Origin of the sequence: Brevibacterium sp. K72, assembly GCF_050562175.1 — a bacterium.
Classification (GTDB): domain Bacteria; phylum Actinomycetota; class Actinomycetes; order Actinomycetales; family Brevibacteriaceae; genus Brevibacterium; species Brevibacterium casei.
In genome coordinates, this window is sequence record NZ_CP191582.1 from 1,452,644 (window position 1) to 1,479,600 (window position 26,957).

A 26,957-nucleotide genomic window follows, 5' to 3' on the forward strand; every position below is an offset into this window, starting at 1 on the left:
CCCCGGATTCCTCCGGGACGGGGCGCTCTGCGCTGCTCAGCTCTCTGGCCGGTTCATTTCGCGGCCGGCGACGCTGGGGCGGCGAGCGGGGCCGGGTTGCGGACGAACCAGCTGCCGACCACGGCGATGAGCGAGAGCACCGCGCCGGCGAGGAATGCCACCGAGACCCCGTCGGCTTGCGCGGCGACCGAGGCCGCGCCCGAACCGGCGGCCTGGACGGTGCCGATGCTGAGCACGGTGATGAACAGTGCCGTGCCGATCGCCCCGGCGACCTGCTGGATCGCGCCGACCGTCGCCGACCCGTGCGAGTAGAGCTGCGGGGTGAGCGATCCGAGCGCCGAGGTGAGCAGCGGCGTCATCATGAAGGCGACGCCGATCGAGAGCCCCATGTGTCCGAGGAGGACGAACCACGCCGGTGAGTTCTCGTCCAGCTGGGTGAGCGACCAGAGCACGGCACTGGCCATGAGCGCCCCGGGGATGACGAGCGGTCGCGGACCGAAGCGGTCGAAGAGGCGACCGACGATCGGCGCGGCCAGGCCCATGACGAGGCCACCGGGGAGCAGGAGCATCCCGGTCGTCACCGAATCGAGGGCGAGGACGTTCTGCAGGTAGATCGGCAGGAGGATGATCGAACCGAACATCGCCGCCATCATCACGACGACGAGGCCGATGGCCAGGGCGAACGTCCGTGACCGGAACACTCGCAGATCGAGCAGGGCCCGGTCGTCCCGCTGGAGGACGATCTGCCGCCAGATGAACAGTCCCAGGCTGAGCACACCGACGGCCAGGGCGGTCAGCGCTTGAGGGGCGGAATCGGGCGTGGCGCTGCCGAGGGTGCTGAACCCGTAGACGAGTCCACCGAAGCCGAAGGCGGACAGCGGCAGGGAGACCCAGTCCAGCGGTGAGTGGCTCTGTTCGCCGATGTTGCGCAGACGCAGCGCCCCGATGATCATCATGAGGATCGCCACGGGCAGGATCGTCCAGAACAGGAAGTGCCAGTTGAGCACGTTGAGGATGAACCCGGACAGCGTCGGTCCGAGGGCCGGGGCGACGGCCATGACGATCGTGATCCGTCCCATGAACCGACCGCGTTCGTGCGCGGGAACGAGGGTCATGATCGTCGTCATGAGCAGCGGCATCATCATCGCCGTGCCCGAGGCTTGGATGACGCGAGCGACGAGGAGGACGGAGAACTCCGGTGCGAGTGCGCCGAGCAGCGTTCCGGCGGTGAAGAGGCTCATCGCCAAGAGGAACACCTGTCGCGTGCTCAGGCGCTTGAGCAGGTAGCCCGTCGTCGGGATGACGACGGCCATCGTGAGCATGAAAGCCGTGGTCGTCCATTGGGCGAGGGTGAGCGTGACGCCGAGGTCGGTGACGAGGTGCGGGATGGCGACACCCATGACCGTTTCGTTGAGGAGGGTGACGAAGGCGGCGCCGAGGAGGAGCCAGATCACCCCGGTGCCTTTGCGCGGGGTCGCTGACTCGGGAGTCGGGTCAGCGGCCGCGGCCCGGTCGACTGCAGTGGATTCCCTCATCGTCATCAGACCCCTGCGATGCGCAGAACAGCGACAGCGAGTGCGACGACCATAACGATGATGTTCATGGTGAATGCCTCGTTGTGCTTCCTGTGGGCGAAGATCGCGAGGAACTGGATGAGGGCGAGCCCGAGTGCGGAGACGACGGTGAGCCAGGGGAGGATGCCGAGGAGTGCGGGCAGGATGATGCCGATCGCCCCGAGGACTTCGACGATGCCGATCCACCGGACCTGACCGGGTGTGTAGTCGAGGAGGGTGGGCATCGGCTTCGTCGAATTGTGCGGGCTGCGCACCTTGGCGAGGCCGGCCATGAGGAAGAGTGCGGCGAGGAGGCCGGAGAGGGCCCACGTGATGATGGAGAGAACGAGCATTGTGCCCCTTTCGGACGGTTCGTACTGTCAATAGTTACCAGTGGTAACCTAGATACCGTCGGTAATTATTCCGCAGGGTGTGGCACGCACAGCAACGTCACCGAGTCACACGGAGGTAACCATTTGACCTGGCCAGGGACGATCTCTGGGGTGGGTCGCCTCGGTGAGGAGGGGCACGACAGGGCCGCCGCACCGAGGCGAGTCGGCAATGCGAGGGGATGAGAGGAAGGCGATGACTGACCCATCAGTGAGGACAGTGAGCGAGGCCCACAGAGGCATCGATGAGCCGCGCATGGAGGCGATCTGCGAAGGTCCGAATGTTGATCCCGAGGTGTTCCGGTCGATCCTTGCCCGCGTCGGCGACAAGTGGTCGATGATGCTCATCGGCATGCTGCAGGAGGGTCCGCGGAGGTTCACCGAGCTCAAGTCGATGACTCCGGGGATCTCGTCGCGCATGCTCACACAGACGCTGCGTCAGCTCGAGCGCGACGGTCTCGTCGAGCGGGAGATGTTCGCCGAAATCCCTCCGCGCGTCGAATACCAGGTGACGCCGTTGGGTCTGTCCCTCGTGCCCGCCGTCCTCGCGCTGGCCGAATGGGCCGCTGCCCACACGGCCGAGATCGCTGCCAACCGCGACGCCTACGACGCGGCAGCCGAGTGATCCGCGTCCCCGCGGGGACGTCCCGGACCGTCTCGCCGGCGACCGCACACGAGCAGGGCGCCGGTTCCCGACGTGGGAACCGGCGCCCTGTCTGCGCGTCTCAGCTGATCAGCCCTGGCGCGACTTGAAGCGCGGGTTGAGCTTGTTGATGACGTAGGTGCGTCCGCGACGACGGACCACCTGCGAACCCGGCTGCTTCTTGATCGAGCGAAGGGAATTCCTGGCCTGCATGACTGCCTCCTAGTTGACGATTGAATGAGTCAACGGAGAACCAGGCGAGAGTATTCCGCAGGCCCTAGCGTCCGAGCCTCACCCTTGCGGCTGTTTGCCGAGCACCCCGTCGACGAGGCTGCGGGCATCGTGCTGGACGGCGCGCAGGTGGTCCTCGTCGCGCAGGGACTCGGCATAGATCTTGTAGACGTCCTCGGTGCCCGACGGTCGCACGGCGAACCACGCGTTGTCGGTCGTCACCTTGAGTCCGCCGATCGGCGCGTCGTTGCCGGGTGCCGAGGTGAGCACCGAGGTGACGTCCTCCCCGCCGATCGTCGATGCGGTGACCTGCGAGGGTTCGAGGGCGCCGAGGCGGGCCTTCTGCTCGCGGTTGGCCGGCGCGTCCTGGCGGGCGTAGGCGCTCGTGCCGAACTTCTCGGCGAGCCCCGCATAGCGCTGTGACGGTGTCTGCCCGGTCTTCGCCGTCATCTCCGAGGCGAGCAGGGCGAGGATGATGCCGTCCTTGTCCGTCGACCACACCTTGCCACCTCGGCGAAGGAAGGACGCACCGGCGGACTCCTCACCTCCGAACGCGAGGGTCGAGTCGAGGAGGCCGGGGACGAACCACTTGAAGCCGACGGGGACCTCGAAGAGGCGGCGCCCGTGGGCGGCGACGACCCGGTCGACGATCGAGGAGGTCACGAGCGTCTTGCCGATGGCCGCCTCGGCGGGCCAGTCGGGACGGTTCTCCAGGAGGTAGTCGATCGCGGCCGCGAGGTAGTGGTTGGGATTCATCAGACCGGCGTCGGGGGTGACGATGCCGTGGCGATCGGCGTCGGCGTCGTTGCCGGTGGCGATGTCGTAGTCGTTCCGGGAGGCGATGAGGCCGGCCATCGCGAACGGCGACGAGCAGTCCATGCGGATGTTCTCGTCCCAGTCCAGCGTCATGAACGACCAGGTGGGGTCGAGTTCGGGGTGGACGACGGTGAGGTTGAGGTCGAAGTCCTCGGCGATCGCGGCCCAGTAGTCGACGCTCGCCCCGCCGAGAGGATCGGCCCCGATCCTCAGCCCGGAGTCGCGGATGAGGTCCATGTCGATGACCGACGAGAGGTCGCCGACGTAGTTGGAGATGAAGTCGAAGTTCTCGGTGTTCTCGAGATGGAAGGCGCGCTGGAAGCTCGTGCGCGGGATCTTCTCCCACCCTGCTTCGAGGTAGGCGTTGGCGCGGTCGGCGATCCACTTCGTCGCCTCGGTGCCGGCGGGGCCGCCGTGGGGCGGGTTGTACTTGATGCCGCCGTCGGCCGGGGGATTGTGGCTGGGGGTGATGATGATGCCGTCGGCCTGGGCGTCGCCGATCGACTTGCCCGCGTTGAAGCCGAGGATCGCGTGCGAAAGCGCCGGGGTCGGCGTGTAGCCGTCGCGTTCGTCGATGAGGGCGGGGACGTCGGCGGCGGCGAGGACCTCGAGGGCGGTGAGGAACGCCGGTTCGCTCAGTGCGTGGGTGTCACGGCCGAGGAAGATCGGTCCGCGCACCCCATGATCCTTGCGGTAGTCGACGATGGCCGCGGTGATCGCGGCGATATGGGCTTCGTTGAACGCCCGATTGAAGCTCGAGCCGCGGTGCCCCGAGGTCCCGAAGCTCACGGCCTGTCCCGGCACCGACGGATCGGGGACGAGGTCGTAATAGGAGTCGAGGAGTGCGGGGACGTCGATGAGGTCCCTGTCCTGGGCGAGCTGGCCGGCACGAGTAGTCATATGCCTACCTTGCCAAACACGTCCGCATCGACACAGTCAGGGCCCCCGAGTTCTTGCATCGTGGACGCAGACGCCCATGCATGAGGGCAGGTCACAGGCGGTGGTCAGCCCACGTCCAGGGTCGCGGCGTCGTGCCGCGACTGCCTCACTTCACCCAGGGTTCCTGGCCGGTCTCCGAGACGATGGGCTTGCCGTTGTCGATGTTCCACGAGCCCATGCCGCCTTCGACGTTGTAGGCGTCGAAGCCGTTGAGGTTGAGCCACGCCGTCGCCCGCAGCGACCGTCCGCCGGTGCGGCAGATGATGTACATGTCGTCGTCGAGCGGCAGATCGTCGAGGCGTTCGGGCAGTTCGCCGAGGGGAACGTGGATCGCGCCCTCGATGTGTCCGGCTTCCCACTCGTCGTCCTCGCGCACGTCGACGATCGCGGCGCCGTCGGGGATCTCGGTCACGGTGACAGATGGTTCGCTCATGCCTCCCAGTGTAGGACCGTGCCCTGACGCTCGCATCAGGCCCATCCCCTCGCCGAGGCGGTCGGACCGTCCCCGGTGGGTCCGCGGTTCCGCAGTCTCAGCGATTCGCCGAGGTGGCCGAACGCGCTCAGGCGAGTGCAGAGCGCCCGCCGCCGGTTGAGAACCGCCAGTTGAGACAAGGCCACTGTTGTTTTCGGCGCGCTCGTGTGAGAATGACGGCATGACCGTCCGTGGTCTGCCGGGCAGCCGCTCGAGTGTAGGCACTCGAGGACGGAATCCGTCTGCGAAGGGGAGCATCATGAGCCGCAACAGGAATGAGTCCAACGGAGAAGAGACGGCACGCGACGCCGCTGCCGGCCTCGACCACGCCACTGAGAAGATCGGCGGCACGTCCGACATCGAAGAGGGTGCGAAGGTCGGCTACACCGAGGAGAACGTCGAAGCCCGCGCTCAGGAGACCGCGACCGCCGAGGGCTTCACCCTCTACCGCAACCCGGACGGCTCGCACACCGCGATCGACGAGTCCGCGACCGTCGGATACGCCGCCACCGGTCCGCAGCGCGACGCCACTGACCGTCGTCACCGACGGGACGAGTCCGGAACCGACGGCCTCGACCAGCGCGACGTCGTGCGCATCCTCCGCGACTCCAAGTACGTCATGCTCACGACGGCGCTCGCCGACGGCAAGCTCCTCGCCCACCCGATGGTGCCGCAGCAGGTCACCGACGATGCCGACGTCTGGTTCTTCATCGGCCTCGACGGTGATCAGGCCGGAGCCCTACGGCAGAACCCGCACGTCAACATCGCCGTCTCCGAGGCCGGGAACTGGCTTTCGGTAGCCGGCATGGTCGAATTCGTCGACAGCCGGGCGAAGATCGACTACCTCTGGAACGACGATGCGGCCACATGGTTCGAGGGCGGCAAGGAGGACCCGAACCTCGGCCTCCTCCACGTCGTCACCGACTCCGCCCAGCACTGGGGGCTCAAGGGCGGGAAGGTCGCGGGCCTTGCGCAGATGATCAAGGCCAAGGTCACCGGCCAGCGTCCCGAAGGCGGAAGCCAGACGACGGAGCTCTGAGTCCGGCCCTCGGTCAAGCCGGAGCGCACTTTTCGACGGTTCCTCGCTTCGATATGTGCGCTCCGGCTTGACCGAGAACGGTCTTCGGCTTCACAGGTCGAAGAACGTCGACAGCGGTACCGGCTGCGCGACCGGTCGCTTCATCGTCTGCGCGAGTGACGCAGCTGCATCCTCGGCGTGCGCCGGATGGCCGGCACCGGGTGCAGCCTCGCCGCCGCGACCCGACAGGCACGTCACGGCGAACCCGCACTCGCGGCCCTGGCACCAGCCCATGCCGGCACGCGTCATGTTCTTCTGCGACCGGGCATCGGTGGCGGCCAGCCCGTCGCGAGCACGGACGATCGCACCCGCCGGCACCTCCTCGCACCGGCAGACGATTGTGTCCTCGCCGAGGCGGCCCTCCCACCCCGCAGGCACCGGATGAGCCCGGTGCATCGATGCGGCGAACGCCCGGTGGCGAGCGATCGTCGCCCGCTCGGCGCGCAGCCCCGGCGCCGTCCGCCCGGTGACCTCAGCGGCGGCGACGGCTCCGGCCACACGACCCTCGGCCACCGCGAGGGCAGCACCGCCGACCCCGGTGACCTCGCCTGCGAGGAGGAGCCCGGGCTCCGAGGACCGCTGACCCTCGTCGACGACGGCGACGAGCGACCCGTCGACATCGACCCGTGTGTCCGCCCCGAGGGCGACCGGCAGCTCGAGCTGCGGGGTGAACCCCCACCCCAGACCGACCGCGTCGATGTCGTCGAGGATCCGTTCAGTGCCGGCAACCACCTCGCCGAGGCAGTCGATCCGTGCCGTGCGCACGGCCTCGACCCGATCGTCGCCGAGGATCTCCGTGATCACGGTCTGGGTCCGATAGGGGATGCGCTCGCGGAGGAACGTCCACGCGTAGCCGGCACCTTCGAGCGCCTTCTCCGGCACCCTTGCGGCCGACCTCATGTGCGGCAGCCACCCGCTGAGGCGGGAGGATTCGAGGACGGCGGCGACCTCGCCGCCGAGCCGGACGACGGTGTCGGCGACGGGGAGGAGGAACGGGCCGGTGCCGGCGATGACGAAGCGCCTGCCCGGCAGCAGGTCGTTCTGCTTCGCGAACCCCTGGATGCCGCCGGCGGCCATGACCCCGGGCAGGTCCCAGCCGGGGATGGGGATCTGCCGGTCGTAACCGCCGGTGGCGATGATGAGGCGCGACGCCCGGACGACCGGGTCGGGAGACTGTCCGGGGCCGTGGCTCGGGGCGAGCCGCAGGATGAAGCCGTCCTCGCCCGCTGCCACCGCCCACACCGAGGTTGAGGGCCGGAAGTCGATGACGCCGGTGGCGATGCTCGCATCGAAGGCCGCCCGCAGAGCGAGGTAGTCGTCCCACCCGTGGTGGAGGTGCCCGTCATCGCCCGCCGAGGCTTCGGTGCGGTGCCGCCAGAACTGACCTCCCGGTTGGATGGCCGAATCGACGACGAGGATGGTCGACGCTCCGCCGGCGGCAGCGGCATTCGCTGCCGCGAGGCCGGCCGGCCCGGCTCCGATGACGGCGATGTCTGCCGTGAGAGCGGGACTCATCGTCTGCCCCGATTGTCGGCGGTCGTCCCATCGTCACCGCGGGGAGGTGGGCCGTCGGCGCGGGGAGGTGGGCCGTCGGCGCGGGAAGGCCGACCGCCACCGCGGGGTGTCGGACGCACCCGACGAGCGTGTCCGCCCGCACTGCGGATGTCCATGCCCTCGGCGAGCGGGATCATGCACGCCCGCTGCCCGGTCTGACCGTCGATGTCGACGAGGCAGTCGAAGCACACGCCGATCCCGCAGAAGAGTCCGCGCGGCCGACCAGCCCGGGTCGTCCGCCAGCTCGTGCGTCCCGAAGCGAGGAGGGCGGCGGCGACGCTCGCTCCCGCGGGCGCGCTCAGCGGGGATCCGTCGAAGGACGCGGTGACCTCATCGCTCATGCCGACTCCTCCCTCCATGTGGGGACAGCATTTCGCCCTGTCGTCTCGACCCCCGCCGGCCCGACGATCCCCGAATCCCCGGTGACTTCTGCCGGCCCGTCGAGGAGTCCCGACTGCTCGAACCGTTCGGGGGCGAACGGCGTGAGGTCGCGGTCCGCGTCCTCGCCTGCCATCGCCTGGGCAAGGAGCTTGCCCGTGCCCACCGACAGTCCGATGCCCGCACCTTCATGACCGCACGCATGCCAGAGCCCCGGCGCCCGCGGATCGGGTCCGATGACCGGCAGATGATCGGGACAGTACGGGCGGAAGCCGTGGTAGTGACGGAGGATGCGGGTGTCTGAGAGGAACGGGAAGAGGGCGGCGGCGTTCCGGGCGATCGCCCCGAGCGCCTCACTGCTCACCCGTTCGTCGAAGCCGACGCGCTCCCGGCTCGAACCGATGAGGATCGACCCGGCCGGGGTTCCCTCGACGACGGGACTCGCCTGGAGGTCGTCGGCGGAGCTTCCGACGTTGTCGATGTACTCGGCGGCGTAGACCTTGTGGGCGATCATCGGCGGCAGGGGTTCGGTGACGAGGACGAAGCCGCGCCGCGGCAGGACGGCGAGCTCGATCCCGGCCATCGCGGCGATCTCGCTCGCCCACGTCCCTGCGGCATTGACGATGTGCCCGGCGGAGTACGACCCGGTCGGCGTCCGCACCCCGGTGACCCGATCGCCGGCGCGCAGCAGCTCGACGACGGGGGAGTCGGTGACGAGCCGCGCCCCGCGATCCTCGGCAAGAGCGAGGAGGTGACCGGCGGCGAGCATGGGCTGGACCTGGGAGTCATCGGGATAGAACGCGGCCCCGAGCGCCTCGGCGGTGATATGGGGTTCGAGCTCGCGCAGCTGATTCGGGTCGAGCGGGATCGCTTCGACGCCGAAGGCCCGCTGGGCAGCGGTCACTCGGTCGAGAGAGGCCAGGCTCGATTCGCGGGAGGCGACGATGATCCCGCCCTTGGCCTCGAACTCCCAGCGGTCGGCGAAATCGGCGAGTTCGCCCTTCCACAGGCTCAGCGAATACTGGGTGAGGGCGAGCTCGGGTCCGAGTTCCTTGTCGGAGACGAGGAGGTTGCCCTCACAGCGGGACGAGGTTCCCGAGGCGGGCAGACCGCGCTCGACGACGGTGACGCTCAGTCCCGCCCGGGTCGCATAGTAGGCGATCGCGCTGCCGACGATGCCGGCGCCGATGACGAGAACGTCGCTGGTCCCGTCCGGCCGCCTCATGCGCCCGAACCCGTCACGGTGCATCTCCCAGGCCGCCGAAGCCTCCCGCACTGCCGACACCCGCACCGCCGGAGCCTCCCGTGTTGCCAGCACCCGCATCGCCGGCGTCGCCCGCCTCGCCGCCGGTTGCCCAGATCGAGCGGGCATGGCCGATGTGGGCGCGCATGAGCGCTTCGGCGCCGGCCCCGTCACGGTCGCGGAGGAGACGGATGAGCTCATGGTGCTCCTGCGCGGAGGCGACGAGCCTGCCCTGGCGGGCGAGCGCGGCGATGCCGTAGAGGCGGGTGCGCAGGCGCAGGGAGGTCGCGAGTTCGGTGAGCTGCGGGTTGTCGGCATAGGAGAGGACCCGGGCGTGGAAGCTGCGGTCGTGGGCGAGGTACTCGGCGAGGTCCTCCTCGGCGGCGCCCCGGGCGCACGCATCGGCGAGTGCCGTGAGCTCGGCGAAGGCCTCCTCGGTGATGTTCTCGGCGACCGCGTGCATGACTGGCGGTTCGATGAGGAGGCGGATCGCGGCGAGGTCGTCGAGGTCCTTGTCCGTCATTGTCGTCACCCGGAAGCCCTTGTTCTTCACGGTCTCGACGAGGCCCTCGCGGGAGAGGTCCATCATCGCCTCGCGCACCGGGGTCGCCGAGACCCCGAGCTGCTCGCCGAGCACCGGTGCCGAGACGAGCTCCCCCTCGGCGAGGTCGCCGGTGATGATCGCCGTGCGCAGGCGGCCCAGCACGGTCTCGCGCAGGTTCTTCGGGCGATCGAGGCGGGGGAGATCCGGCACGGGAGAGTCCTTTCGTCGGCTGACTACGAGGATACTCATAGGAGGAATCCCGCCGGGAACGGATCGGACGGATCGAGGAAGTACTGGGCGGTGCCGGTCACCCAGGCCCGGCCGGTCACGGTCGGCACGACCGCAGGCTTGCCGCCCACCGTGGTCTCCCCGACGAGGCGGCCGACGAACCGGGAGCCGATGTAGGACTCGTTGACGAAGTCGGTCTCGAGGGGCAGCTGCCCGCGGGCGTGGAGCTGGGCCATCCGCGCGCTCGTGCCCGTCCCGCACGGGGACCGGTCGAACCAGCCCGGGGCGATCGCCATCGCGTGCCGGGACCGTGCGGCATCCGAGCCCGGGGCCGTGAGGTAGACGTGGTGGAGGCCGCTGATGTCGTCGCGCTCCGGGTGGACGGGCGGATCGCTCGCGTTGACCGCGTCCATGATCGCCATCCCCGCCGCGAGCAGCTCGTCCTTGTTGCTCCGGTCCTCCCGGAACTCGATGCCGAGGCTCTCGGTGTCGACGATCGCATAGAAATTGCCCCCGAACGCGAGGTCGTAGGTGACTGTTCCGAGGCCCGGCACCTCCGCCTCGGCGCCGAGGCGGTCGGAGAAGGAGGGGACGTTCGTGATCGTCACGGAGTCGGCGTGACCGTCGGTGACGGCCACCTCGGCGAGGACGAGCCCTGCCGGGGTGTCGAGGCGGATCGTCGTCACCGGTTCGCTCACCTCGACCATTCCCGTCTCGACGAGGACGGTGGCGACGCCGATCGTGCCGTGACCGCACATCGGCAGGCATCCGGAGACCTCGATGTAGAGGACACCCCAGTCCGCGTCGGGTCGGGTCGGGGGTTGGAGGATCGCCCCCGACATCGACGCGTGCCCGCGGGGTTCGGTCATGAGCAGGGTGCGCAGCTCGTCGCGGTGGGCGATGAACCACGTGCGGCGCTCGGCCATCGTCGCGCCCGGGAGCACGCCGACCCCGCCGGTGATGACGCGGGTGGGCATGCCCTCGGTGTGCGAGTCGACGGCGTGAAAGACGCGGGATGTGCGCAAGATGGCCTCCTCTTCGACGGCCAGGGTCCCCTCGGCGGTGAGGGGGTGCGGTTCGGGTGACCGGATCCCGGGTGGTCCCGGGATCCGATCGTCGCATGATTCCTAGAGCGCCGAGGCGTTCGCCCGGGTCTCGGACGCGTACCCCTTCGCGGCGGCCGTTTCGGTGTCGGCGACGATGCGCTCGACCAACGGCTGGGACAGGGGCAGGCGCGGGGGACGGCAGAGTCCGCCGCGCAGGCCGAGGACGTCCATCGAGAGCTTGATCGCCTGGACGAACTCGGTCTTCGAGTCCCAGCGCAGCAGCGAGTGGAGGTCGCGGTAGATCTCCTGGGCGCGGACGAGGTCGGCGACGTCGCCGGAGGTGCACAGCTCGAAGAGCTCGATGCACGCGCGGGGGATCGCGTTCGGGTAGCCCGAGACCCAGCCGACGGCACCGGCGAGGCCGACCTCAAGGACGGTGTCGTCGGTGCCGATGAGGATGTCGAGGGTGGGGGCGAGCTCCTTGATCTCGTAGATGCGGCGGGGGTCGCCGGAGAACTCCTTGACGCCGACGACGTGGCCGGCGGCGTGGATCTCGGCGATGAGGGAGGGGACGAGGTCGACCTTCGTGTCGATGGGGTTGTTGTAGGCGACGACGGGCAGGCCGACGGAGGCGACCCTCGCGTAGTGGTCCTTGACGATCTCGGCGTCGGCCCGGTAGGTGTTCGGCGGGAGCTGCATCACCGAGGTGGCCCCGGCCTCCGCTGCCTGTTCCGCCCACCGCTGGGACTGGAGGGCACCGTAGGCGCCGGTGCCGGCCATGACGTGGAAGCCTGCCGGGCTCGCCTCAACGGCGGTGGCGATGACCCGGGCGCGTTCGTCGTCCGAGAGCGTCTGGTACTCGCCGAGCGACCCGTTGGGGGCGACACCGTCGCAGCCGTGGGCGGCGAGCCACGCGACGTGCTCGGCGAAGGCGTCGTAGTCGACGGCGAAGTCGTCGGTGAACGGCAGGGCGGTGGCGACGATGACACCGTGCCAGGGCTTGGTCGACATGGGTTCTCCCTCTGGTTCGATCGCATCTTCTTTAATGCGGTGTGACATGTTACTGTGCAATGGTACACACATGGAGTGGCGTGTGTCACGTTCACCGGTTCACCGTTCAGCGGTCCCGTTTCCGCAGTCCCTGTCACTGAGTCCATGTCACAAAGGAGTAGACCTATGGACGACCTGCTCGACGTCATCGGCACGATCAACACCGGTATCTGGAATCCCATGGCCTATATGGCCCTCGGTCTCGGCCTGCTCTACACGATCTGGACGGGGGCGGTGCAGATCCGGCGGCTGCCCGATCTCGTGAAGATCCTCAAGGAGAGCTCCGCCGGCGACGAGGGAGGGATCTCGAGCTTCCAGGCGCTCGCCCTCACGCTCTCGAGCCGCGTCGGCGTCGGCAACATCGCCGGTGTCGCCACCGCGATCGCCGTGGCCGGGCCCGGTGCCCTGTTCTGGATGATCGTCATGGGCATCCTCGGCGGGGCGACGGCGTTCGCCGAGTCGACGCTCGCCCAGGTCTTCAAGCGCCGAATCGACGGCGAGTACCGCGGCGGCATCCCCTACTACATCGAGCGCGGCCTCGGGCAGAAGTGGCTCGCCGTCATCGCCGCCGCTGCCACCGTCATCCTCTACGCGATCCTCGCCCCCGGCGTGCAGAGCTTCAACATCGCCAACAGCGCCAACGTCGCCTTCGGCGCCCCCGAATGGGTGACCGGCCTCATCGTCGCCGTCGTCTTCGGTGTCATCGTCATCGGCGGGACGAAGCGGATCACCGCGGTCGCCGACAAGGCGGTGCCGTTCATGGCCGCCGGCTACATCCTGCTGGCGATCGTCGTCATCGTCGTCAACCTCGACAAGGTGCCTGCGGTCATCGCGCTCGTCTTCAGCTCGGCCTTCGGTGTCCACGAGGTCTTCGGCGGCATCGTCGGCGCGGCCGTGGCGTGGGGTGTGCGCCGGGCCGTGTTCTCCAACGTCGCCGGAGTCGGTGAGGGAACGTACGCCTCGGCGGCGGCATCGGTCTCCCACCCGGCCAAGCAGGGCATCGTCCAGGCGTTCTCGATCTACGTCGACACGGTCCTCGTGTGCTCGGCGACGGGGATCATGATCCTCATGACCGACAGCTACAACGTCGTCACCGAGGCGGGGCGGACCCTGGTGGAGAACCTCCCCGGCGTCGAGGCCGGCACCGAGAACACGCAGGTCGCCCTCGACTCGGTCTTCCCCGGATTCGGGTCGGTCTTCGTCGCCCTCGCCCTCTTCCTCTTCGCGTTCACGACGCTCATCGCGTTCAACTACATCTCCACCTCGGCGGCCGCATACCTTTTCAAAGGTGCCGCGCTGCGGATCGTCACCCGCATCCTCCAGGTCCTCATGGTCGTCATCGCGTTCGTCTCCGCAATCCTTCCCGCGGATCTCATCTGGGGCATCGGCGACATCGGCTACGGTTCGCTCGGCTGGATCAACATGGTCTGCCTCGTCTTCCTCGCCCCGCTCGTCGCGAAGGTGCTCCGCGACTACACGGCGCAGAAGAAGGCGGGACTCGACCCGGTCTTCGATCCGATCAAACTCGGCATCCGCGGCGCCGATGCGTGGACGGGGGAGAACCCGCCGGCCGCCGTCGCCGTGGCCCGCGCGAACAGTGAGCGGCTCGAGGCCCGCGAGGCGGACGTGCGCCAGCGGTAGCAGCGCCCTCGCTCAAGCCTGAGCGCACTTTTCGGCTGTTCCTCGCGTCGACAAGTGCGCTCCGGCTTGAGCGAGGCGGATCCCGCGTCGTTCGTCATCCTGCCACGCGGTTCGAGCGGACGACGTTCGCCTCTCGCGGGGATGAGACGAAGGTCGGCGCTCACGCAGATGTCTGGAAAGCGGTCTGTGATCGTCGGACCACGCCCGGGGAAGGCCAATCGATGATTGAAATAGAAACACTACAGATGCCTGCGCAACTGTGTGACGATTGACGGATGAACGAGCAGGGCGAACAGGAAAGTTCGGACTCCCCTGGGTGGTTTGTCATATCGCTGATTGTGATAGTCGTCGTCGCCATCGCATTGGTGATTCTGGCCGTGATCGGCCTCGTGGCAAGCCTCATCGTCTGGGCGATCATCGAAGTGGTGACCGACCACGACAACGCGTTCCGGGTGATCGGAGAGAATGCCGGCCCCTTCGGCGCGTGGGCCGCCGCCATCGTCGGGCTCACGACAGTGGCGGTCTTGGCCAAGACCAATCGCACGCGAGCGCGTGAAGCTGTTCGGAACGACTTCCGCGAGTTCATGCAATGGGCTCTCGAGAACCTCAACCAAAACGATGACATCGTGTCGAGACTGTTTGCGTTTGAGGTCGTCAAACAGTTTGCTGAAACACCGCCGAAGTTCCTTGATCAGAAGAACAAAGAGTTGGCGGCCGAGGTTCACTCCAGGGTCTTGGCGGAGTTGGAGAAGGAGCAGCAGGAAAGGAAGAGGAAAGGAGGGAGGAACAGCAGGAAAAGAAGGACGAGATGGACGTTGAAAAATCCGGAGCCGACGCCGACAATTGAGAGACGCCGGTTGAGATCTCGACCGGGCAAGTGAGTGGAGTCGTGATGACCGATCCCCGGATTGATCCCGAATCGGTGCCGGGCCTGAGCAATGAGCGAGCCCAAGTGCTCTTCGACGAGATGGTCCGCGACGCACTGGCCAAGCAAGAAGAACGCGAGCGAGCCGAGGAGCATGACGGCGGCGGGTCCGACCGTCACTCCTCGACGTCCTACGCAAGGCGGGTCTGGCGCGACGTCAAGAATGTCCTCAACCCACCACCCCGCAAGAAGCGCACGTGACCGCATTGGCCCAGACCGGGTAATGCTGCACCCGCCTGGACCGGGTCTGACCGAGGCTGGAGTCAGTGCGCTTCGGTCCTGAACTCTGACAACGGCGCGGCGATCATTGACCCGGCCAGCCGTCACCGATAGCGTGCAGACGTCGAGGCACACCGTGGTGCCCGCTGCCGAAGGGACTCCGATGATCACCGTGACCACGCGTGAGGACACACTGCTCGACGGCTCCGCGACAGCGCGGTTCATCGGCGACGACCACGGGGCCGACGTTTCCTTCTTCTGGGTCGATGCCGCCCCCGGTAAAGGCCCGGGTTTCCACTGGCACCCCTACACCGAGACGTGGGTCGTCCTCGAGGGTTCGGCCCTGCTCGAAGCCGACGGTGAGAGCGTCGACGCCCGCCCGGGCGACATCGTCACCGTCGGCGCTGAGACCGTCCACCGCTTCCGCGTCACCGGGGAAGGCAACCTGCGGCCACGCCTCGCCGACGATGATCCAGACCTTCGTCGAAGAGGCCTGAGCGAGCGCGAAAAGTGCGCTTGTGCTTGAGTGAACCAGCCACCCACCAGGCAGTGACGACGCTCACTCCGACAGGCACGTCACCCGGTCTGACATGGGGCGGTCCCGGTCTAGCATGGAGCTATGGGGAAGCAGATCGTCATCATCGGTGCCGGCTTGGCCGGAACCACCGCCGCCAGAGAACTCAGCCAGGCGGGCCAGCCCGTCACCCTCATCGACCCGGAGGCGGGTGACACGTACGAGCGGCCGCCGCTGTCGAAGCACCTCTTCGACGACGCCCGCTACCACCTGCCCTATCACCTCGAATCCGATGAGGGCATCACTTTTGTCCGGCATCGCGCCGTCTCCCTCACCCTCGCCGAGGCGGGGGCCGAGATCGCCGGAACCGTGCACCTGGCCTCGGGGGAGACCCTCGACTTCACGCACTGCATCCTCGCGACGGGAATGGAGGCCGACCGGCCGGAGATCCCCGGGTACCCGGATGCGGTGCCGGTCTACAACCTCGGCGATGCGGAGTGGATCCGCGATTTCGTCGCCGAGGCGGGCGACCCGCTCGACGTCGGTGTCCTCGGGTCGGGGTACCTCGGGATCGAGGTCGCCAGTGCCGCGGTCGCAGCCGGGCACAAGGCGACGGTCTACCTGCGCGGGACCGAGCCGCTGCGCCGACAGCTCTCGGCGCCGGTGCGGCAGGCGCTCTTCGCCAAGCACAGGGAGGCGGGCGTCCGCTTCGTCACCGAGCACACCGATGCCGCGGCGATCCCGCAGGGCGTCCACGATCTCTTCGTCACGAGTGTCGGCGCCCGCCCGGTGCGGATCCCCATCAACGGGGCTCTGCCGACGACCGACGAGCATCCTGCCGATCCCGAGGGCACGGTGTCGGGAGAGGCGCCGACGTTCGCATGGGACGTCGACGCGCACCTGCGCACCGCCTACCCGGGAGTATGGGCGGCAGGTGATTGTGCCCACATCACCGGCGGCCGGTTCCCGCTCGACCATCCGTGGGCGTGCGAGCCGGTGGCCGAGAGCCACGGGAAGTACCTTGCCGAGCAGATCCTCGCCGAGGATGCCGACAGTGGCGTACGGGACTGGACGACCGCCTCGGCGGGGGTGGAGCCGTGGGACGACGTTCCGTGGCACTGGAGCTTCCAGGGTCCGGAGAAGGTCTTCACGGCGGGTCTGACCAGCCCTGATGCCACTGACACGATCGTCCGCAGCGATCCCAGTGGCGCGAAGTTCCAGGTCTTCCACTTCGAAGGACCGGAGCCGGAAGCTGAGCTCGTCGGCGTCGAAACGCTCAACTGGCCGCCGATGCAGGCCGCGGCCCGGCGGGTCCTCGCCAGTTCCAACCGTCCCACCCGAGCGCAGCTTGAGAATCCCGAATTCGACTTCAAGGCTCACAGTCGCTTGTGAGATCGGCAGGCAGTCATCGCGTAGACTTCCTGTGTTCAAACCCCCATTGTCGACGAGAGAATCTTTACCTACATGGACATGGCCAAGCTTGCTGCCGAGCATGGACTCGACAGAGTGGGTGGGCGGCCGTCTCTCCCCCAATACATCAAGCAGCTGTGGAAGCGCAGCGATTTCACGCTGACGCTGTCCCGGTACCGGATTCAGTCCGAGAATGAGCGCAACCGGCTCGGCATGCTCTGGGTCGTGTTGCGACCGACGTTCTCGGCGATCATCTACGGCGTGATCTTCGGCGTGATCCTCGGCGGTGCCGGAATGCGGCCGGATGATTTCGTGCCCTTCGTCGTCATCGGCGTCTTCATGCTCGAGTTCTTCAACTCGTCGATGAACGGCGGCGCGAAGTCGATCATCTCGAACGCCTCTCTCGTCCAGTCCCTGCCGTTCCCGCGCATCGTCCTACCGATCGCGACGGTCATGCAGAACCTGCTCAACTTCATGCCGACGATGGCGCTGATGATCATCGTCGCGGTCATGTGGGGGGCGAGGCCTTCGTGGGAGTGGCTGCTCTTCATCCCGCTCATCATCCTCTTCTGGATCTTCTGTCAGGGTATTGCGTTCATCTTCGCGCGTATCACCGTCCATTTCAGGGACCTCAGTCAGGTGACGCCGTTCATTTCTCGGATGATCTTCTACACGTCCGGCGTGTTCTTCTCCCTCAACGAGATGATCGCGAAGACCTATCCCTCGCTGCAGCCCTTCGCGGATTGGCATCCGCTCAACGAGGTGCTCTCGATCTCGCGCGGCATCCTTATGAAGGGCTACGAGATCCCCTATGAGTATTTCGGGTACTTCGCCATCTGGGCCTTCGGCATCTTCATCTTCGGGTTCGTCTTCTTCTGGCAGGCTGAGGAAAGGTACGGTCGCGATGAGTGAGGCAGAGAAGGTCCACGACGAAGTGCACGAGTCCACCCCGCCTGTCGTTATCGCCGATGATGTCCACGTCATCTATAAGACTCTGGCCACGGGCAAGAAGCTCAAGCTCGGCGGTGCCGGAGGCATGCTTCAGAAGACCCGCGGACTGCGCGAGGTCCACGCGCTCAAGGGCGTGAGCTTCGTTGCCCACGCCAATGAGTCGATCGGCGTCATCGGCAGCAACGGTTCGGGCAAGTCGACGCTCATGCGGGCGATCACCGGATTGACTCCGACGACGCAAGGCGCGGTCTATGCAAGTGCCCGGCCGAACCTCCTCGGTGTCGGTGCCGCGCTCATCCCCGACCTCTCAGGTGGACGCAACATCGTCCTCGGCGGTCTGGCTTTGGGCCTGTCGCGGTCGCAGATCGAGGAGAAGTTCGACGACATCGTCGACTTCACCGGCCTTGGCGACTTCATCGACATGCCGATGCGCACGTACTCCTCAGGAATGTCGCAGCGCCTCAAGTTCGCCATCGCGACGGCGGTGCAGCACGAGATCCTCATCGTCGACGAGGCGCTCGCCGTGGGCGATAAGAAGTTCCAGCAGCGCAGTGAGGGGCGGATCCGCGAGATCCGCGAGAACGCCGGTACGGTCTTCCTCGTCTCGCACTCGATGCGCTCTATTCGCGACACGTGCAATCGCACGCTGTGGATCGAGAAGGGCGTTCTGCGGGCCGACGGTCCCACCGACGACGTCGTCAAGGAGTACGAGTCGTTTAAGTAGGGGAGTGGTCGTCGACCGAGCTCAGGTCGACGATCAGTTGACCGAACGACTGTGGGCGCCCGGATCATCCGGGCGCCCACAGCCGCATTCAGTTAGTTTGAGAGGCGGTCAGTTCCACACGCCTCGGGTGTCGTGGACGATCTTCTGGGCGAGCAGCGAACGGTCAATGCGTGCGAACTCGGTGTGGTCGACGAGCAGCAGGACGATGTCCGCGTCCTTCACAGCATCGTTGAGATCGGTGAGGGTGACATTGGCCCGCTCAGCGAGATCGGACGGCAATTCGTCGATGTTCGGCTCGACAGCCATGATGGTCGCGTCGGGAAGCTTGTCCGAGAGCTCATTGACGATCTGACGGGCCGGGCTCTCGCGAAGGTCGTCGATGTTCGGCTTGAACGCGAGGCCGAGCGCGGCGATCTTGACATCCTTGATGCGGTTGGCCTGCGGAAGGAGCTTGTCGAGGACGAACTGCGGCTTCGAGTCGTTGACCTCGCGGGCGGTCTTGATGAGCGAAGAGAAGTCGGGAGTCGTGGCGACGATGAACCACGGGTCAACGGCGATGCAGTGTCCGCCGACTCCTGGACCGGGCTGAAGGATGTTCACTCGCGGGTGGTGGTTGGCGAGGTCGATGAGCTCCCAGACGTTGATGTCGAGCTTGTCGGCGATCATCGACAGCTCGTTCGCGAAGGCGATATTGACGTCGCGGTAAGCGTTCTCGGTGAGCTTCGACAGTTCTGCGGTGCGAGCATCGGTCATGAGGAACTCGCCCTCGCAGAAGAGCTGATAGAGGTCGCGTGCGCGCTCTCCCGCGTTGCCGTTGAGGGTACCGACGATTCGGTCGTTCGTGCGGAGCTCGATCATGATGCGGCCCGGAAGCACACGCTCCGGGCAATGCGCGAAGTAGATCGACTGCGCCGTGCCCGGCTTGAGGGTGAGGTCGGGACGAGCTGCGATGATCGTCTCGGCGAGGAACTCCGTGGCCCCAGGGGGAGACGTGGATTCGAGGATGACGAGTTCGTTGCCCTCGAGCAGGGGCGCGATCTGCTTACCGGCTGCCTCGATGTAGGAGAGATCGGGCTTGTGCCCATCGGTGAACGGAGTCGGAACCGCCACGATGTAGTTGTCGGCGTGGGGAGTATCAGTTGTTGCCCTGAGGAAGCCCTGCGAGACCACACCGGCGACTGTGGTCGCCATGTCCGGTTCGACGAACGGCACCTGGCCCGCGTTGATTACGTCGACGTTCTTCTGATTAATGTCGACTCCAACGACATCCGCACCGGTGCTCGCGAGAATCGCTGCGGTGGGAAGGCCGATGTAACCGAGGCCGATCACGGCAACGGACGGACGTGCGGTGTCCACGGGGGCATTCATGTGGTTGGGCTCCAAATGGTCGAGGCGCGATGGGCTGCTGGACGAATCGCCAGCGGGCAACTCAGCGCCGTTGGTTGGTGATGCGATGAACTTCCCATTCTGCGAACGAAAGCTGACACCACTGAAATCAGGCTCAACTATATCAACGACGCCGAGATGAAGTATTTTCGTCGTACACGTGAATAGAATTCTGCGCGGGAAAAGCGACATCAACGCCCGATGCTATTCTGTCCCGGGGATCGACGGGCACCTTTTCGACGCCCCGCCGCGCTGGGCTTTGGGCCCAATCGCTAAAATCAGCACAAGTGCTGGTCATCCACCGGTAACCAATGGATCATTGAAGCCCGACAACGGGGGTAGAGGAGTAGCTGTGAGCGAAGTCGAGGCGGCCGCGAAGCCGACGGTCATGGTTGTCTACGGGACGCGCCCTGAAGCGATCAAGGTGGCCCCGGTGATCAAGGCTCTCGAAGAGGATCCTCGCCTGACGCCGGTGGTCGTCGTCACCGCCCAGCATCGAGAGATGCTCGACCAGGTCAACGAGGTCTTCGACATCACTCCGAACGTCGATCTCAATCTCATGGCACATGGGCAGACTCTCAATGGGATTGCCGGGACGGTCATCTCGAAGATCGACGAAGTTCTCGAAGCGCACAAACCCGACGCCGTTATTGTGCAGGGCGACACCACAACTGTCATGGGAGCGGCAATTGCTGCTTTCAACCGCGAGATTCCCGTTGTTCACCTTGAGGCGGGACTGCGCAGCGGAGACATCAATTCTCCGTTCCCGGAGGAGGCGAATCGCAAGATCGTTTCGCAGATCGCCCGGATCCACCTGGCCCCTACCGAGGTGTCCCGAGCCAACCTCCTCGCTGACGGGGTGCCTGATGAGAACATCCACGTCATCGGCAATACCGTGATCGACGCTCTGCATTGGGCGGTCGCTCGCCCCACAGAGAACACCATTCCCGAGCTTGAGGATAGCGCGGTCGAGGACAGGCGCGTGCTTCTCGTGACCACTCACCGCAGAGAGAATCTCGGGGATAACATGGTCAATATCGGTCGAGCGATGAGGCGCCTTGCGCTTGATTATCCGGACCTCCTCATCGTCTGGCCGGCACACAAGAACCCGAAGGTCAGGGCATCCATCGCTCCGCAGATCGCTGACCTCGACAACGTCGTATCAATCGAACCGGTCGAGTACGGCGAGTTCTCACACCTCATCGCTCGCTCGGACATCGTCCTCACAGATTCCGGCGGGATCCAGGAAGAGGCGCCCAGCCTCGGAAAACCGGTACTCGTCCTCCGGGAGAACACTGAGCGGCCGGAAGCTGTCGATGCAGGAACGGTCAAGCTCATCGGCACGGATACCGAGCGGATCGTCTCGGAGGTCTCCAACCTGCTCGACGATGAGTCCGCCTACAAAGAGATGGCAAACGCAGTGAACCCCTACGGAGATGGACTCTCTGCGGGCCGGAGCGTGGAGATCCTCAACTCACTACTTGTGAGGTGAAAACCTAGCTGGACCCACTTTGCGTCGGCTTCGCTCAGAACAGGTAATGATCGGGTGAGAATCCGAAGGAGTGGACGTTGCTGTTGGCCAACAGGAGGTCATCTTCGACGGACCAGGTATGCGTGTGCTCACCCCGCACCTGGACGAAGTTGAATCGGTCTGCCGAATAGATGCGCGCGCCAGCGTCGACGATTCTCCGTTGGAACTCGGTGTCCTCACCCAGCGTGCGTTCCGCGAACGGATGCGTAAGGAACAGTTCGCGATCGCCTACGAGGGTCGGACCCATGACGAGATCTGTGAACCGATGTTCGCGTTCGGGGAATCGGCACATGACGATGTTCCGGCTGCGCAGGTGCAGGTAATGCGCTTGTTTTCCGACAAGATCCGCTCCGGAGTATCGCAGGGCGGCCAACTGATCCGCCAAATAGTGTCGTCCGTAGAGGTCGTCGTCATCCATCTTGGCGATGATGAGTCCATCGGCGGCTTGGATGCCTCGGTTGAGGCAGGCGCCCAGCGTCTCGGAGGCGTCGACGCGAACAACCTCCAACTGGTCGATACCAATGTCGCGTGCCCTCGCGATGAGGTCTGTCGGAACGTCGATGCCATGCGCGACAAGGATCAGCTGCCTCTGCGAAAAGCTCTGCTTGGCGTGGGTGTCGATGATGTCGGATAGGTGATCCGGGCGATTGGTGGAGACGATCGCGGACACGGTGGTCCGCAGCGGATCATCGAAATCGATGCCGACGGAGTTCATGACAGTCATTGCCCTGTGACTGTACGTGTGTTCGTCCCAGATGCGGCGCTGCGCCTTGTGAACGATTCGATTGCGCAGTTCCGGGCTGCGCACCAGAGCGCGAAGCGTCCATTCGGCGTCTTGTTCCGTGTCCGGCTGCGGCACCTCGTCCTGCTCGAAGAATTCTCTTGTCGCGGCACTGGGCGTCGTCACGACAGGAGTCCCGGAGGCAGAAATCTCAAAGATCCTTCGTGCGCACATACTGGGCGAATCCACAACGGAGTTGACGTTGAGGAAGACCTTGTAGTTCTTGTATGCGGTGAGCAGATTGCGATACGGCAGTGAACCGACCACCCGGTCGGCGAGCCTGCCCGGAAATTGGTAACGTTCGTCGTCGCCGAGGAACCGCGAGAAGATCTCCAGCCCGTAGTCCATCCGATCCGAGACTGCGTCCGCTGCTCCCAGCAGGAGGTCCATCTGTTCCCTGCGCTCAGGGAACTTGTGGGCGAAGTACATCCCAGCGAACGCGATGTCGCGGGCCGCGAAGCCTCGAGCCGGCCGCGCCGGCGAATGGATTGCCGGTTGTGCGGCAAAGGGCAGGACGCCAACCCTGTCATGTCCCAGCTCCGCGCGGTACCGCGGTATCAAGCGCACGTCACTCGTGAAGACGACGTCGCAACGTTCTGCCAGTGGAAGGAAATCGTCGAAGTGCGGAGGATCCTCCTTGTTCCAGAACACCGTCGCGATTCCCCGGCGCCGACATTCATCCAACAGTGCGATGACGTCTGGTTTGAGCCCGGAGTCGCCAGTGAGCTGATACTTCCATTCTCCCTGGTTGCCGTTCCACGCAGATTCGATGAAGACGAAGTCAAGCTCGTCGAGCTGTCTGTGCCAGCCAGCGCGTGTGAGCGGTTCCAGGGTCCATTCGTAGCCGAAGCTCTCGGCTGAGAACTCGTCGAGAATCACTCCAACTTTGATATCGCCGAAGACTGGGAGTTGAGCTGACCGCGGCATCGCCGGAAACTGTTCAGTCAGAGACACGGCGCCCAGCTTGGTTGCTTTGGCCGCTGGGGCGACCTCTACGATTGGTTGCAGGATGCGCTGCCTTCGTCGCCAAGTCTTCAGTTGGCGAACCCCTCCGTGCCTGAGATGCCACAGTGCGGTCCTGACTGTGCGCAGTCGCGTCGCAATCAACGTTCATGTCCCTTCTGAGCCGACAAGCTCATTTCGCTCGTTGAACGATGCAAACATGAACTCGAATCGAAATCTTCATGCTGAGGCTGACCTCGTGAACGTTATGACCGTCGGAAAACCCATCGCTGATGGTGACGTACCACGTGTTTCCGTTCTATCGAATTCATCTCAGGCACGACCACTGTATCTGGCCTATCCGGATCAATAGTACAATCGTGGAGTTGATCGGCGCTGGCCTGCAACCTCGAGAGCTCTAGGCGACAGGGGTGTTGGTACGACAGTAGCGCTTTGGCTGAAAGAAATGAGGATTGTGGGACGCAGTATTGGGCCCGACGCCTCAAGTGCCCGTGTTGCCAAGGGCCTACGGGCTGTAGTCCGATCGTTGGCGGATGGCCTTATATTTGCACTGATTGTCTGTGCAATGGTGCTCTTCCGTTTCGACTTCCACCTAACCTCGTTAAGTCTTGCCGGGATGCTCGTCTCCGCGGGAATCGCAGTGATTGTCTTCCTGATCTGTGGACCGCTTGCAGTTTATCGCGGGCGCTATTATAACGGTTCTCCGGATCAGTTTGCTGCAATTGCGGGCACCGTCGCTCTAGGTGTCGGCCTCATGTGGGTTGCCGAATTCGCGTTCGTTTCCCGTCTGCTCATTCCGACTAGTGTCCCTATTGCTGCAGGCGCAATGATGCTTGTAGTAAAAAGTTTGGAGAACTGGATTCGGCGAAACTATCGGCAGAGGCTGCGTTTGGGGTCTCGCTCGTCCAAACCGGCACTCGTCATTGGGGCGGGGACCCAGGGCATGCGGGCTCTAGACATGATCGCTGAAGACCGCAATCATGAGTATTCGGCTGTTGGCCTGCTCGATGACGATCCCCATAAGCGACATCTGCGCTACAACGGAATTCGCGTCGTCGGTCCAATCTCAGACCTCGCCAATCAAGTCGACCGAACCGGGGCTACGGTCGTCATCATCGCAATTGCGGATATTCCTCCCGAGATGCTTCAGCGCGTTGCTTCGAGTCTCGACGGTCGACCCATCGAGATCAAGATCCTCCCGACAATCGCCGAATCTGATCTCGGTCGTCAGGAATCGCACTCAACTGCGGTGGCAGATCTGCGTTCCAAAAACTTCCGCGATATTAGCCTCGAAGACCTAATCGGACGCAAACCGATCTCAACAAATATTGACGACATATCAACTGCGATCAGCGGTCGGGTGGTCCTTGTCACCGGAGCCGGCGGATCGATAGGATCCCAACTTTGCAGGCAGGTCGCGCGGTTTGCGCCCGCTAGATTGGTGATGACCGACCGTGACGAGTCCGGCCTGCACGCAACGCAGCTCGGGCTTGAAGGATCGGCCCTTTTGACTAGCGACGATCTCGTGCTGGGGGACCTCAGAGACACCGCATTCATCGACGCTCTGATCGCAGATACCAGACCCGACATCATCTTCCACGCGGCGGCGCTCAAGCATCTAACCTTCCTCGAGCGGTTTCCCGAGGAAGCAATTCGCACCAACGTCGGCGCTAGCCTGGATCTGCTCAATGCCTCCCTCGCCAATGACGTCGAATCGTTCGTCCATATATCGACGGACAAGGCTGCGAATGCGATGTCGGTCCTTGGTCGGACAAAGTTCTCCATCGAACGCGCCATTGCCTCGGTCGCCGCTGAATCGGGTCGTCGCTATATGTCCGTTCGATTCGGCAACGTTCTTGGTTCTCGGGGGTCGGTCCTTGAGACGTTTGTCGCTCAGGTCGCAGCTGGCGACCCGGTTACGGTGACGGATCCGGAAGTCTCTCGATACTTCATGACTGCGGACGAAGCTTGCGAATTGGTACTGCAGGCCGCAGCGATCGGTCAACCGGGTGAAACGTTGGTTCTTGATATGGGAGTGCCCATCAAGATCGACGACCTTGCTCGTCGAGTTATTGCATTAAGCGGGCGGTCAGACGCTGAGATCGTCTATACGGGGCTACGCCCAGGTGAGAAGCTTACTGAGTCGCTTCTGTCACCCGGTGAAGAAGACATCCGACCAGTGCACCCGCTGATAACGCAGGTGAAGATCGTCCCTATCGAGATTTCTGCTCTGCGCGACTTAGTGTCTCACGCTCGTGAAGCTAGCTCTTACGGGCGTCGCGACAGTTTGGCGTCTGAACTCGCGAGTGCCCTCGATATTACCGATCTCGGAGCCGACGGCGAGCCTTCAGGTGGGTCCGCCCCACCAGTGGAGAATAGGTGTTCGCTCACCGGAAAAACGGCAGAGGTCGCTCCCGATGATGGTATGGGTGTGGGAGACACGGCCAAATGACCGTGCTGTCCGTTGTTGTGCTTATCGTCGCGGCAACAACGACGATCGGCACCGCCTTAGCAGTGTTCCCTCTACTCCGCCGTGCGGGAGTTGTTGATATTCCGTCGCACAGATCTTCGCACACCGAGGTGACTGTGCGCGGTGGAGGGATCGCGATCGGTTGCGGTGTCACTATTGCGACACTCGTCGCCACTGTGTGGAATGTTCTTGAGAACGGGGTTTTCGGCCTCGGGGGCATCTTTATGTCGGTTGGATTCCTCGTCCTGACGTGGTGCTATTCGGTCATCGGAATGAGCGACGATCTCGATTCGCTCCAACCGGTCGCACGTCTGATCGGTCAAGTGGCACTGGCTCTCATCTTCAGCGGATGCATCACTCTTGTCTCGGACCATGGAATCTCACAGGTCTTCGTCTTCGCGGCAGTTGGCGTGACACTAGTCAACGCCGTAAACTTCGTCGACGGACTCAACGGTTACGTAACGGGCTGGACGATCGTCACCGGAGCCTGGTATGCGTTCGTTGCTTCGTGGACTGGGCAAGACGACGTCATGATGCTCGCACTGGCATTGACCGGATCCGCGTGCGGCTTCCTACCGTTCAACGTTGGGAGTGCCCGCGCGTTCCTCGGAGATACAGGAAGCTACGGGATCGGGGCGGCAGTGTTTGCCCTTGCGGTATGGCTTTTCGTCTCGGAGGTGCCTATCGTCGTTGTTGTCGCTCCTCTTGTTTTCGTTCTGTTCGATGTCGGTTCGACGATCGCGTGGCGACTGTTTCAGGGGGAGAACATCCTGCTCCCCCATCGCAAACACATCTATCAGCGGATGCAACAGGCCGGATGGTCTCACGGGTCCGTTTCACTATTCCACGCGGCACTTACAGTGGTTGCGTGTGTGCTCGCCGTTCCGACCCTCATTTCAGGCAACACACCGTCGACGTATCCGGCTCATGTGTTCTGGGTCGGGCTCCTCGCGCTTTATGCACTTGTTCCTCTATGGCTGCGTCGGCGGGCCTCGACCTGGGCGGTGGCGTCGTGAGGATCCTTTTGCTCTCGCACTACTATTGGCCGGAGGTTGGTGCACCACAGCGGCGGTGGAGCACTATGGTCAGTCATCTAGTCGCCAAGGGCCACGAGATCGTTGTTGCAGCCCCACATCCTCACTATCCGTACACGTGTCGCGACGAGTTTTTCGGTTCAGGTGTGGGGCGTCGACGCGCTCGCGTACGTGCGAGTTTGGCAGGAAGTTGGGACACCGGGGAGTTCGGCGAACGGGTCATCCGCGTGCCTTATCTTCGCAG

General features: G+C 64.8%; 25 protein-coding genes. 12 read left to right on the forward strand and 13 right to left on the reverse strand.

Annotation, left to right across the window (positions count from 1 at the left end; all coding sequences use genetic code 11):
• Positions 1 to 53 precede the first annotated feature (53 nt).
• Complete coding sequence (locus ACQ1RG_RS06440) at positions 54 to 1,535, reverse strand: MDR family MFS transporter (protein ID WP_197464193.1); 1,482 nt, start codon at positions 1,533 to 1,535, stop codon at positions 54 to 56.
• 5 nt (positions 1,536 to 1,540) lie between these two features.
• On the reverse strand, positions 1,541 to 1,906 hold the full coding sequence (locus ACQ1RG_RS06445; protein WP_009377301.1) for a DoxX family protein: 366 nt from the start codon (positions 1,904 to 1,906) through the stop codon (positions 1,541 to 1,543).
• A gap of 232 nt (positions 1,907 to 2,138) precedes the next feature.
• Between ACQ1RG_RS06445 and ACQ1RG_RS06450 the strand changes: the two genes are divergently transcribed.
• Positions 2,139 to 2,567 (forward strand): winged helix-turn-helix transcriptional regulator, encoded by a 429-nt coding sequence (locus ACQ1RG_RS06450; RefSeq protein ID WP_278372130.1) that lies wholly within the window; start codon positions 2,139 to 2,141, stop codon positions 2,565 to 2,567.
• 108 nt (positions 2,568 to 2,675) lie between these two features.
• Here ACQ1RG_RS06450 and ykgO read toward each other — a convergent pair whose 3' ends face one another.
• From ykgO to ACQ1RG_RS06465, 3 genes are all read right to left on the reverse strand, one after another.
• Positions 2,676 to 2,798, reverse strand: a complete 123-nt coding sequence (ykgO, locus tag ACQ1RG_RS06455; protein ID WP_009377295.1) for a type B 50S ribosomal protein L36 — start codon at positions 2,796 to 2,798, stop codon at positions 2,676 to 2,678.
• A 78-nt stretch (positions 2,799 to 2,876) separates the two neighbouring features.
• On the reverse strand, positions 2,877 to 4,532 hold the full coding sequence (gene pgm / locus ACQ1RG_RS06460) for a phosphoglucomutase (alpha-D-glucose-1,6-bisphosphate-dependent) (protein WP_430600734.1): 1,656 nt from the start codon (positions 4,530 to 4,532) through the stop codon (positions 2,877 to 2,879).
• A 145-nt stretch (positions 4,533 to 4,677) separates the two neighbouring features.
• On the reverse strand, positions 4,678 to 5,004 hold the full coding sequence (locus tag ACQ1RG_RS06465) for a rhodanese-like domain-containing protein (protein ID WP_430600736.1): 327 nt from the start codon (positions 5,002 to 5,004) through the stop codon (positions 4,678 to 4,680).
• Positions 5,005 to 5,302: 298 nt separating this feature from the next.
• Between ACQ1RG_RS06465 and ACQ1RG_RS06470 the strand changes: the two genes are divergently transcribed.
• Positions 5,303 to 6,082: a pyridoxamine 5'-phosphate oxidase family protein gene (locus tag ACQ1RG_RS06470; RefSeq protein WP_430600737.1), complete on the forward strand. Its 780-nt coding sequence runs from the start codon at positions 5,303 to 5,305 to the stop codon at positions 6,080 to 6,082.
• Between the two features lie 90 nt (positions 6,083 to 6,172).
• Here the strand turns inward: ACQ1RG_RS06470 and ACQ1RG_RS06475 are convergent, their stop codons facing one another.
• From ACQ1RG_RS06475 to ACQ1RG_RS06500, 6 genes are all read right to left on the reverse strand, one after another.
• On the reverse strand, positions 6,173 to 7,636 hold the full coding sequence (locus ACQ1RG_RS06475; protein ID WP_009377287.1) for an NAD(P)/FAD-dependent oxidoreductase: 1,464 nt from the start codon (positions 7,634 to 7,636) through the stop codon (positions 6,173 to 6,175).
• A complete protein-coding gene (locus ACQ1RG_RS06480) occupies positions 7,633 to 8,016 on the reverse strand; it encodes a (2Fe-2S)-binding protein (protein ID WP_009377286.1) in 384 nt (127 codons plus the stop codon). The genes ACQ1RG_RS06475 and ACQ1RG_RS06480 overlap by 4 nt, the downstream gene beginning before the upstream one ends.
• Positions 8,013 to 9,278, reverse strand: coding sequence for an NAD(P)/FAD-dependent oxidoreductase (locus tag ACQ1RG_RS06485; protein WP_430600740.1), 1,266 nt, complete (start codon positions 9,276 to 9,278; stop codon positions 8,013 to 8,015). Before ACQ1RG_RS06485 ends, ACQ1RG_RS06480 begins: the two co-directional genes overlap by 4 nt.
• A gap of 13 nt (positions 9,279 to 9,291) precedes the next feature.
• Positions 9,292 to 10,050, reverse strand: a complete 759-nt coding sequence (locus ACQ1RG_RS06490; RefSeq protein WP_430600742.1) for a GntR family transcriptional regulator — start codon at positions 10,048 to 10,050, stop codon at positions 9,292 to 9,294.
• A 35-nt stretch (positions 10,051 to 10,085) separates the two neighbouring features.
• Complete coding sequence (locus tag ACQ1RG_RS06495; RefSeq protein ID WP_430600743.1) at positions 10,086 to 11,093, reverse strand: proline racemase family protein; 1,008 nt, start codon at positions 11,091 to 11,093, stop codon at positions 10,086 to 10,088.
• A 102-nt stretch (positions 11,094 to 11,195) separates the two neighbouring features.
• On the reverse strand, positions 11,196 to 12,125 hold the full coding sequence (locus tag ACQ1RG_RS06500) for a dihydrodipicolinate synthase family protein (RefSeq protein ID WP_430600745.1): 930 nt from the start codon (positions 12,123 to 12,125) through the stop codon (positions 11,196 to 11,198).
• Positions 12,126 to 12,290: 165 nt separating this feature from the next.
• Here ACQ1RG_RS06500 and ACQ1RG_RS06505 point away from each other — a divergent pair, with 165 nt between their 5' ends.
• From ACQ1RG_RS06505 to ACQ1RG_RS06535, 7 genes are all read left to right on the forward strand, one after another.
• Positions 12,291 to 13,805, forward strand: coding sequence for an amino acid carrier protein (locus ACQ1RG_RS06505; protein ID WP_131248583.1), 1,515 nt, complete (start codon positions 12,291 to 12,293; stop codon positions 13,803 to 13,805).
• A 275-nt stretch (positions 13,806 to 14,080) separates the two neighbouring features.
• A complete protein-coding gene (locus ACQ1RG_RS06510; protein ID WP_430600746.1) occupies positions 14,081 to 14,686 on the forward strand; it encodes a hypothetical protein in 606 nt (201 codons plus the stop codon).
• Between the two features lie 11 nt (positions 14,687 to 14,697).
• Positions 14,698 to 14,931, forward strand: a complete 234-nt coding sequence (locus ACQ1RG_RS06515) for a hypothetical protein (RefSeq protein ID WP_430600748.1) — start codon at positions 14,698 to 14,700, stop codon at positions 14,929 to 14,931.
• Between the two features lie 181 nt (positions 14,932 to 15,112).
• Positions 15,113 to 15,475, forward strand: coding sequence for a cupin domain-containing protein (locus ACQ1RG_RS06520; RefSeq protein WP_430600749.1), 363 nt, complete (start codon positions 15,113 to 15,115; stop codon positions 15,473 to 15,475).
• Between the two features lie 93 nt (positions 15,476 to 15,568).
• A complete protein-coding gene (locus ACQ1RG_RS06525; RefSeq protein ID WP_430600750.1) occupies positions 15,569 to 16,855 on the forward strand; it encodes an FAD-dependent oxidoreductase in 1,287 nt (428 codons plus the stop codon).
• Positions 16,856 to 16,933: 78 nt separating this feature from the next.
• A complete protein-coding gene (locus tag ACQ1RG_RS06530; protein ID WP_227006988.1) occupies positions 16,934 to 17,785 on the forward strand; it encodes an ABC transporter permease in 852 nt (283 codons plus the stop codon).
• Positions 17,778 to 18,548, forward strand: a complete 771-nt coding sequence (locus ACQ1RG_RS06535) for an ABC transporter ATP-binding protein (RefSeq protein ID WP_211978248.1) — start codon at positions 17,778 to 17,780, stop codon at positions 18,546 to 18,548. Before ACQ1RG_RS06530 ends, ACQ1RG_RS06535 begins: the two co-directional genes overlap by 8 nt.
• A gap of 108 nt (positions 18,549 to 18,656) precedes the next feature.
• On the opposite strand, the gene wecC is transcribed toward ACQ1RG_RS06535, so the two are convergent.
• The gene (gene wecC / locus ACQ1RG_RS06540) at positions 18,657 to 19,916 is read right to left on the reverse strand and encodes a UDP-N-acetyl-D-mannosamine dehydrogenase (protein ID WP_211979340.1); all 1,260 of its coding nucleotides are present in this window, start codon (positions 19,914 to 19,916) and stop codon (positions 18,657 to 18,659) included.
• Positions 19,917 to 20,322: 406 nt separating this feature from the next.
• Here wecC and wecB point away from each other — a divergent pair, with 406 nt between their 5' ends.
• Positions 20,323 to 21,426: a non-hydrolyzing UDP-N-acetylglucosamine 2-epimerase gene (gene wecB / locus ACQ1RG_RS06545; RefSeq protein WP_211979339.1), complete on the forward strand. Its 1,104-nt coding sequence runs from the start codon at positions 20,323 to 20,325 to the stop codon at positions 21,424 to 21,426.
• A gap of 34 nt (positions 21,427 to 21,460) precedes the next feature.
• Here wecB and ACQ1RG_RS06550 read toward each other — a convergent pair whose 3' ends face one another.
• Entirely contained in the window at positions 21,461 to 23,125 is a 1,665-nt protein-coding gene (locus ACQ1RG_RS06550) for a glycosyltransferase family protein (RefSeq protein ID WP_249120932.1), read from the reverse strand.
• A gap of 649 nt (positions 23,126 to 23,774) precedes the next feature.
• Between ACQ1RG_RS06550 and ACQ1RG_RS06555 the strand changes: the two genes are divergently transcribed.
• A complete protein-coding gene (locus tag ACQ1RG_RS06555) occupies positions 23,775 to 25,661 on the forward strand; it encodes a polysaccharide biosynthesis protein (protein ID WP_201671732.1) in 1,887 nt (628 codons plus the stop codon).
• Positions 25,658 to 26,695 (forward strand): hypothetical protein, encoded by a 1,038-nt coding sequence (locus ACQ1RG_RS06560; RefSeq protein WP_211978247.1) that lies wholly within the window; start codon positions 25,658 to 25,660, stop codon positions 26,693 to 26,695. Before ACQ1RG_RS06555 ends, ACQ1RG_RS06560 begins: the two co-directional genes overlap by 4 nt.
• The last annotated feature ends 262 nt before the right edge of the window (positions 26,696 to 26,957 follow it).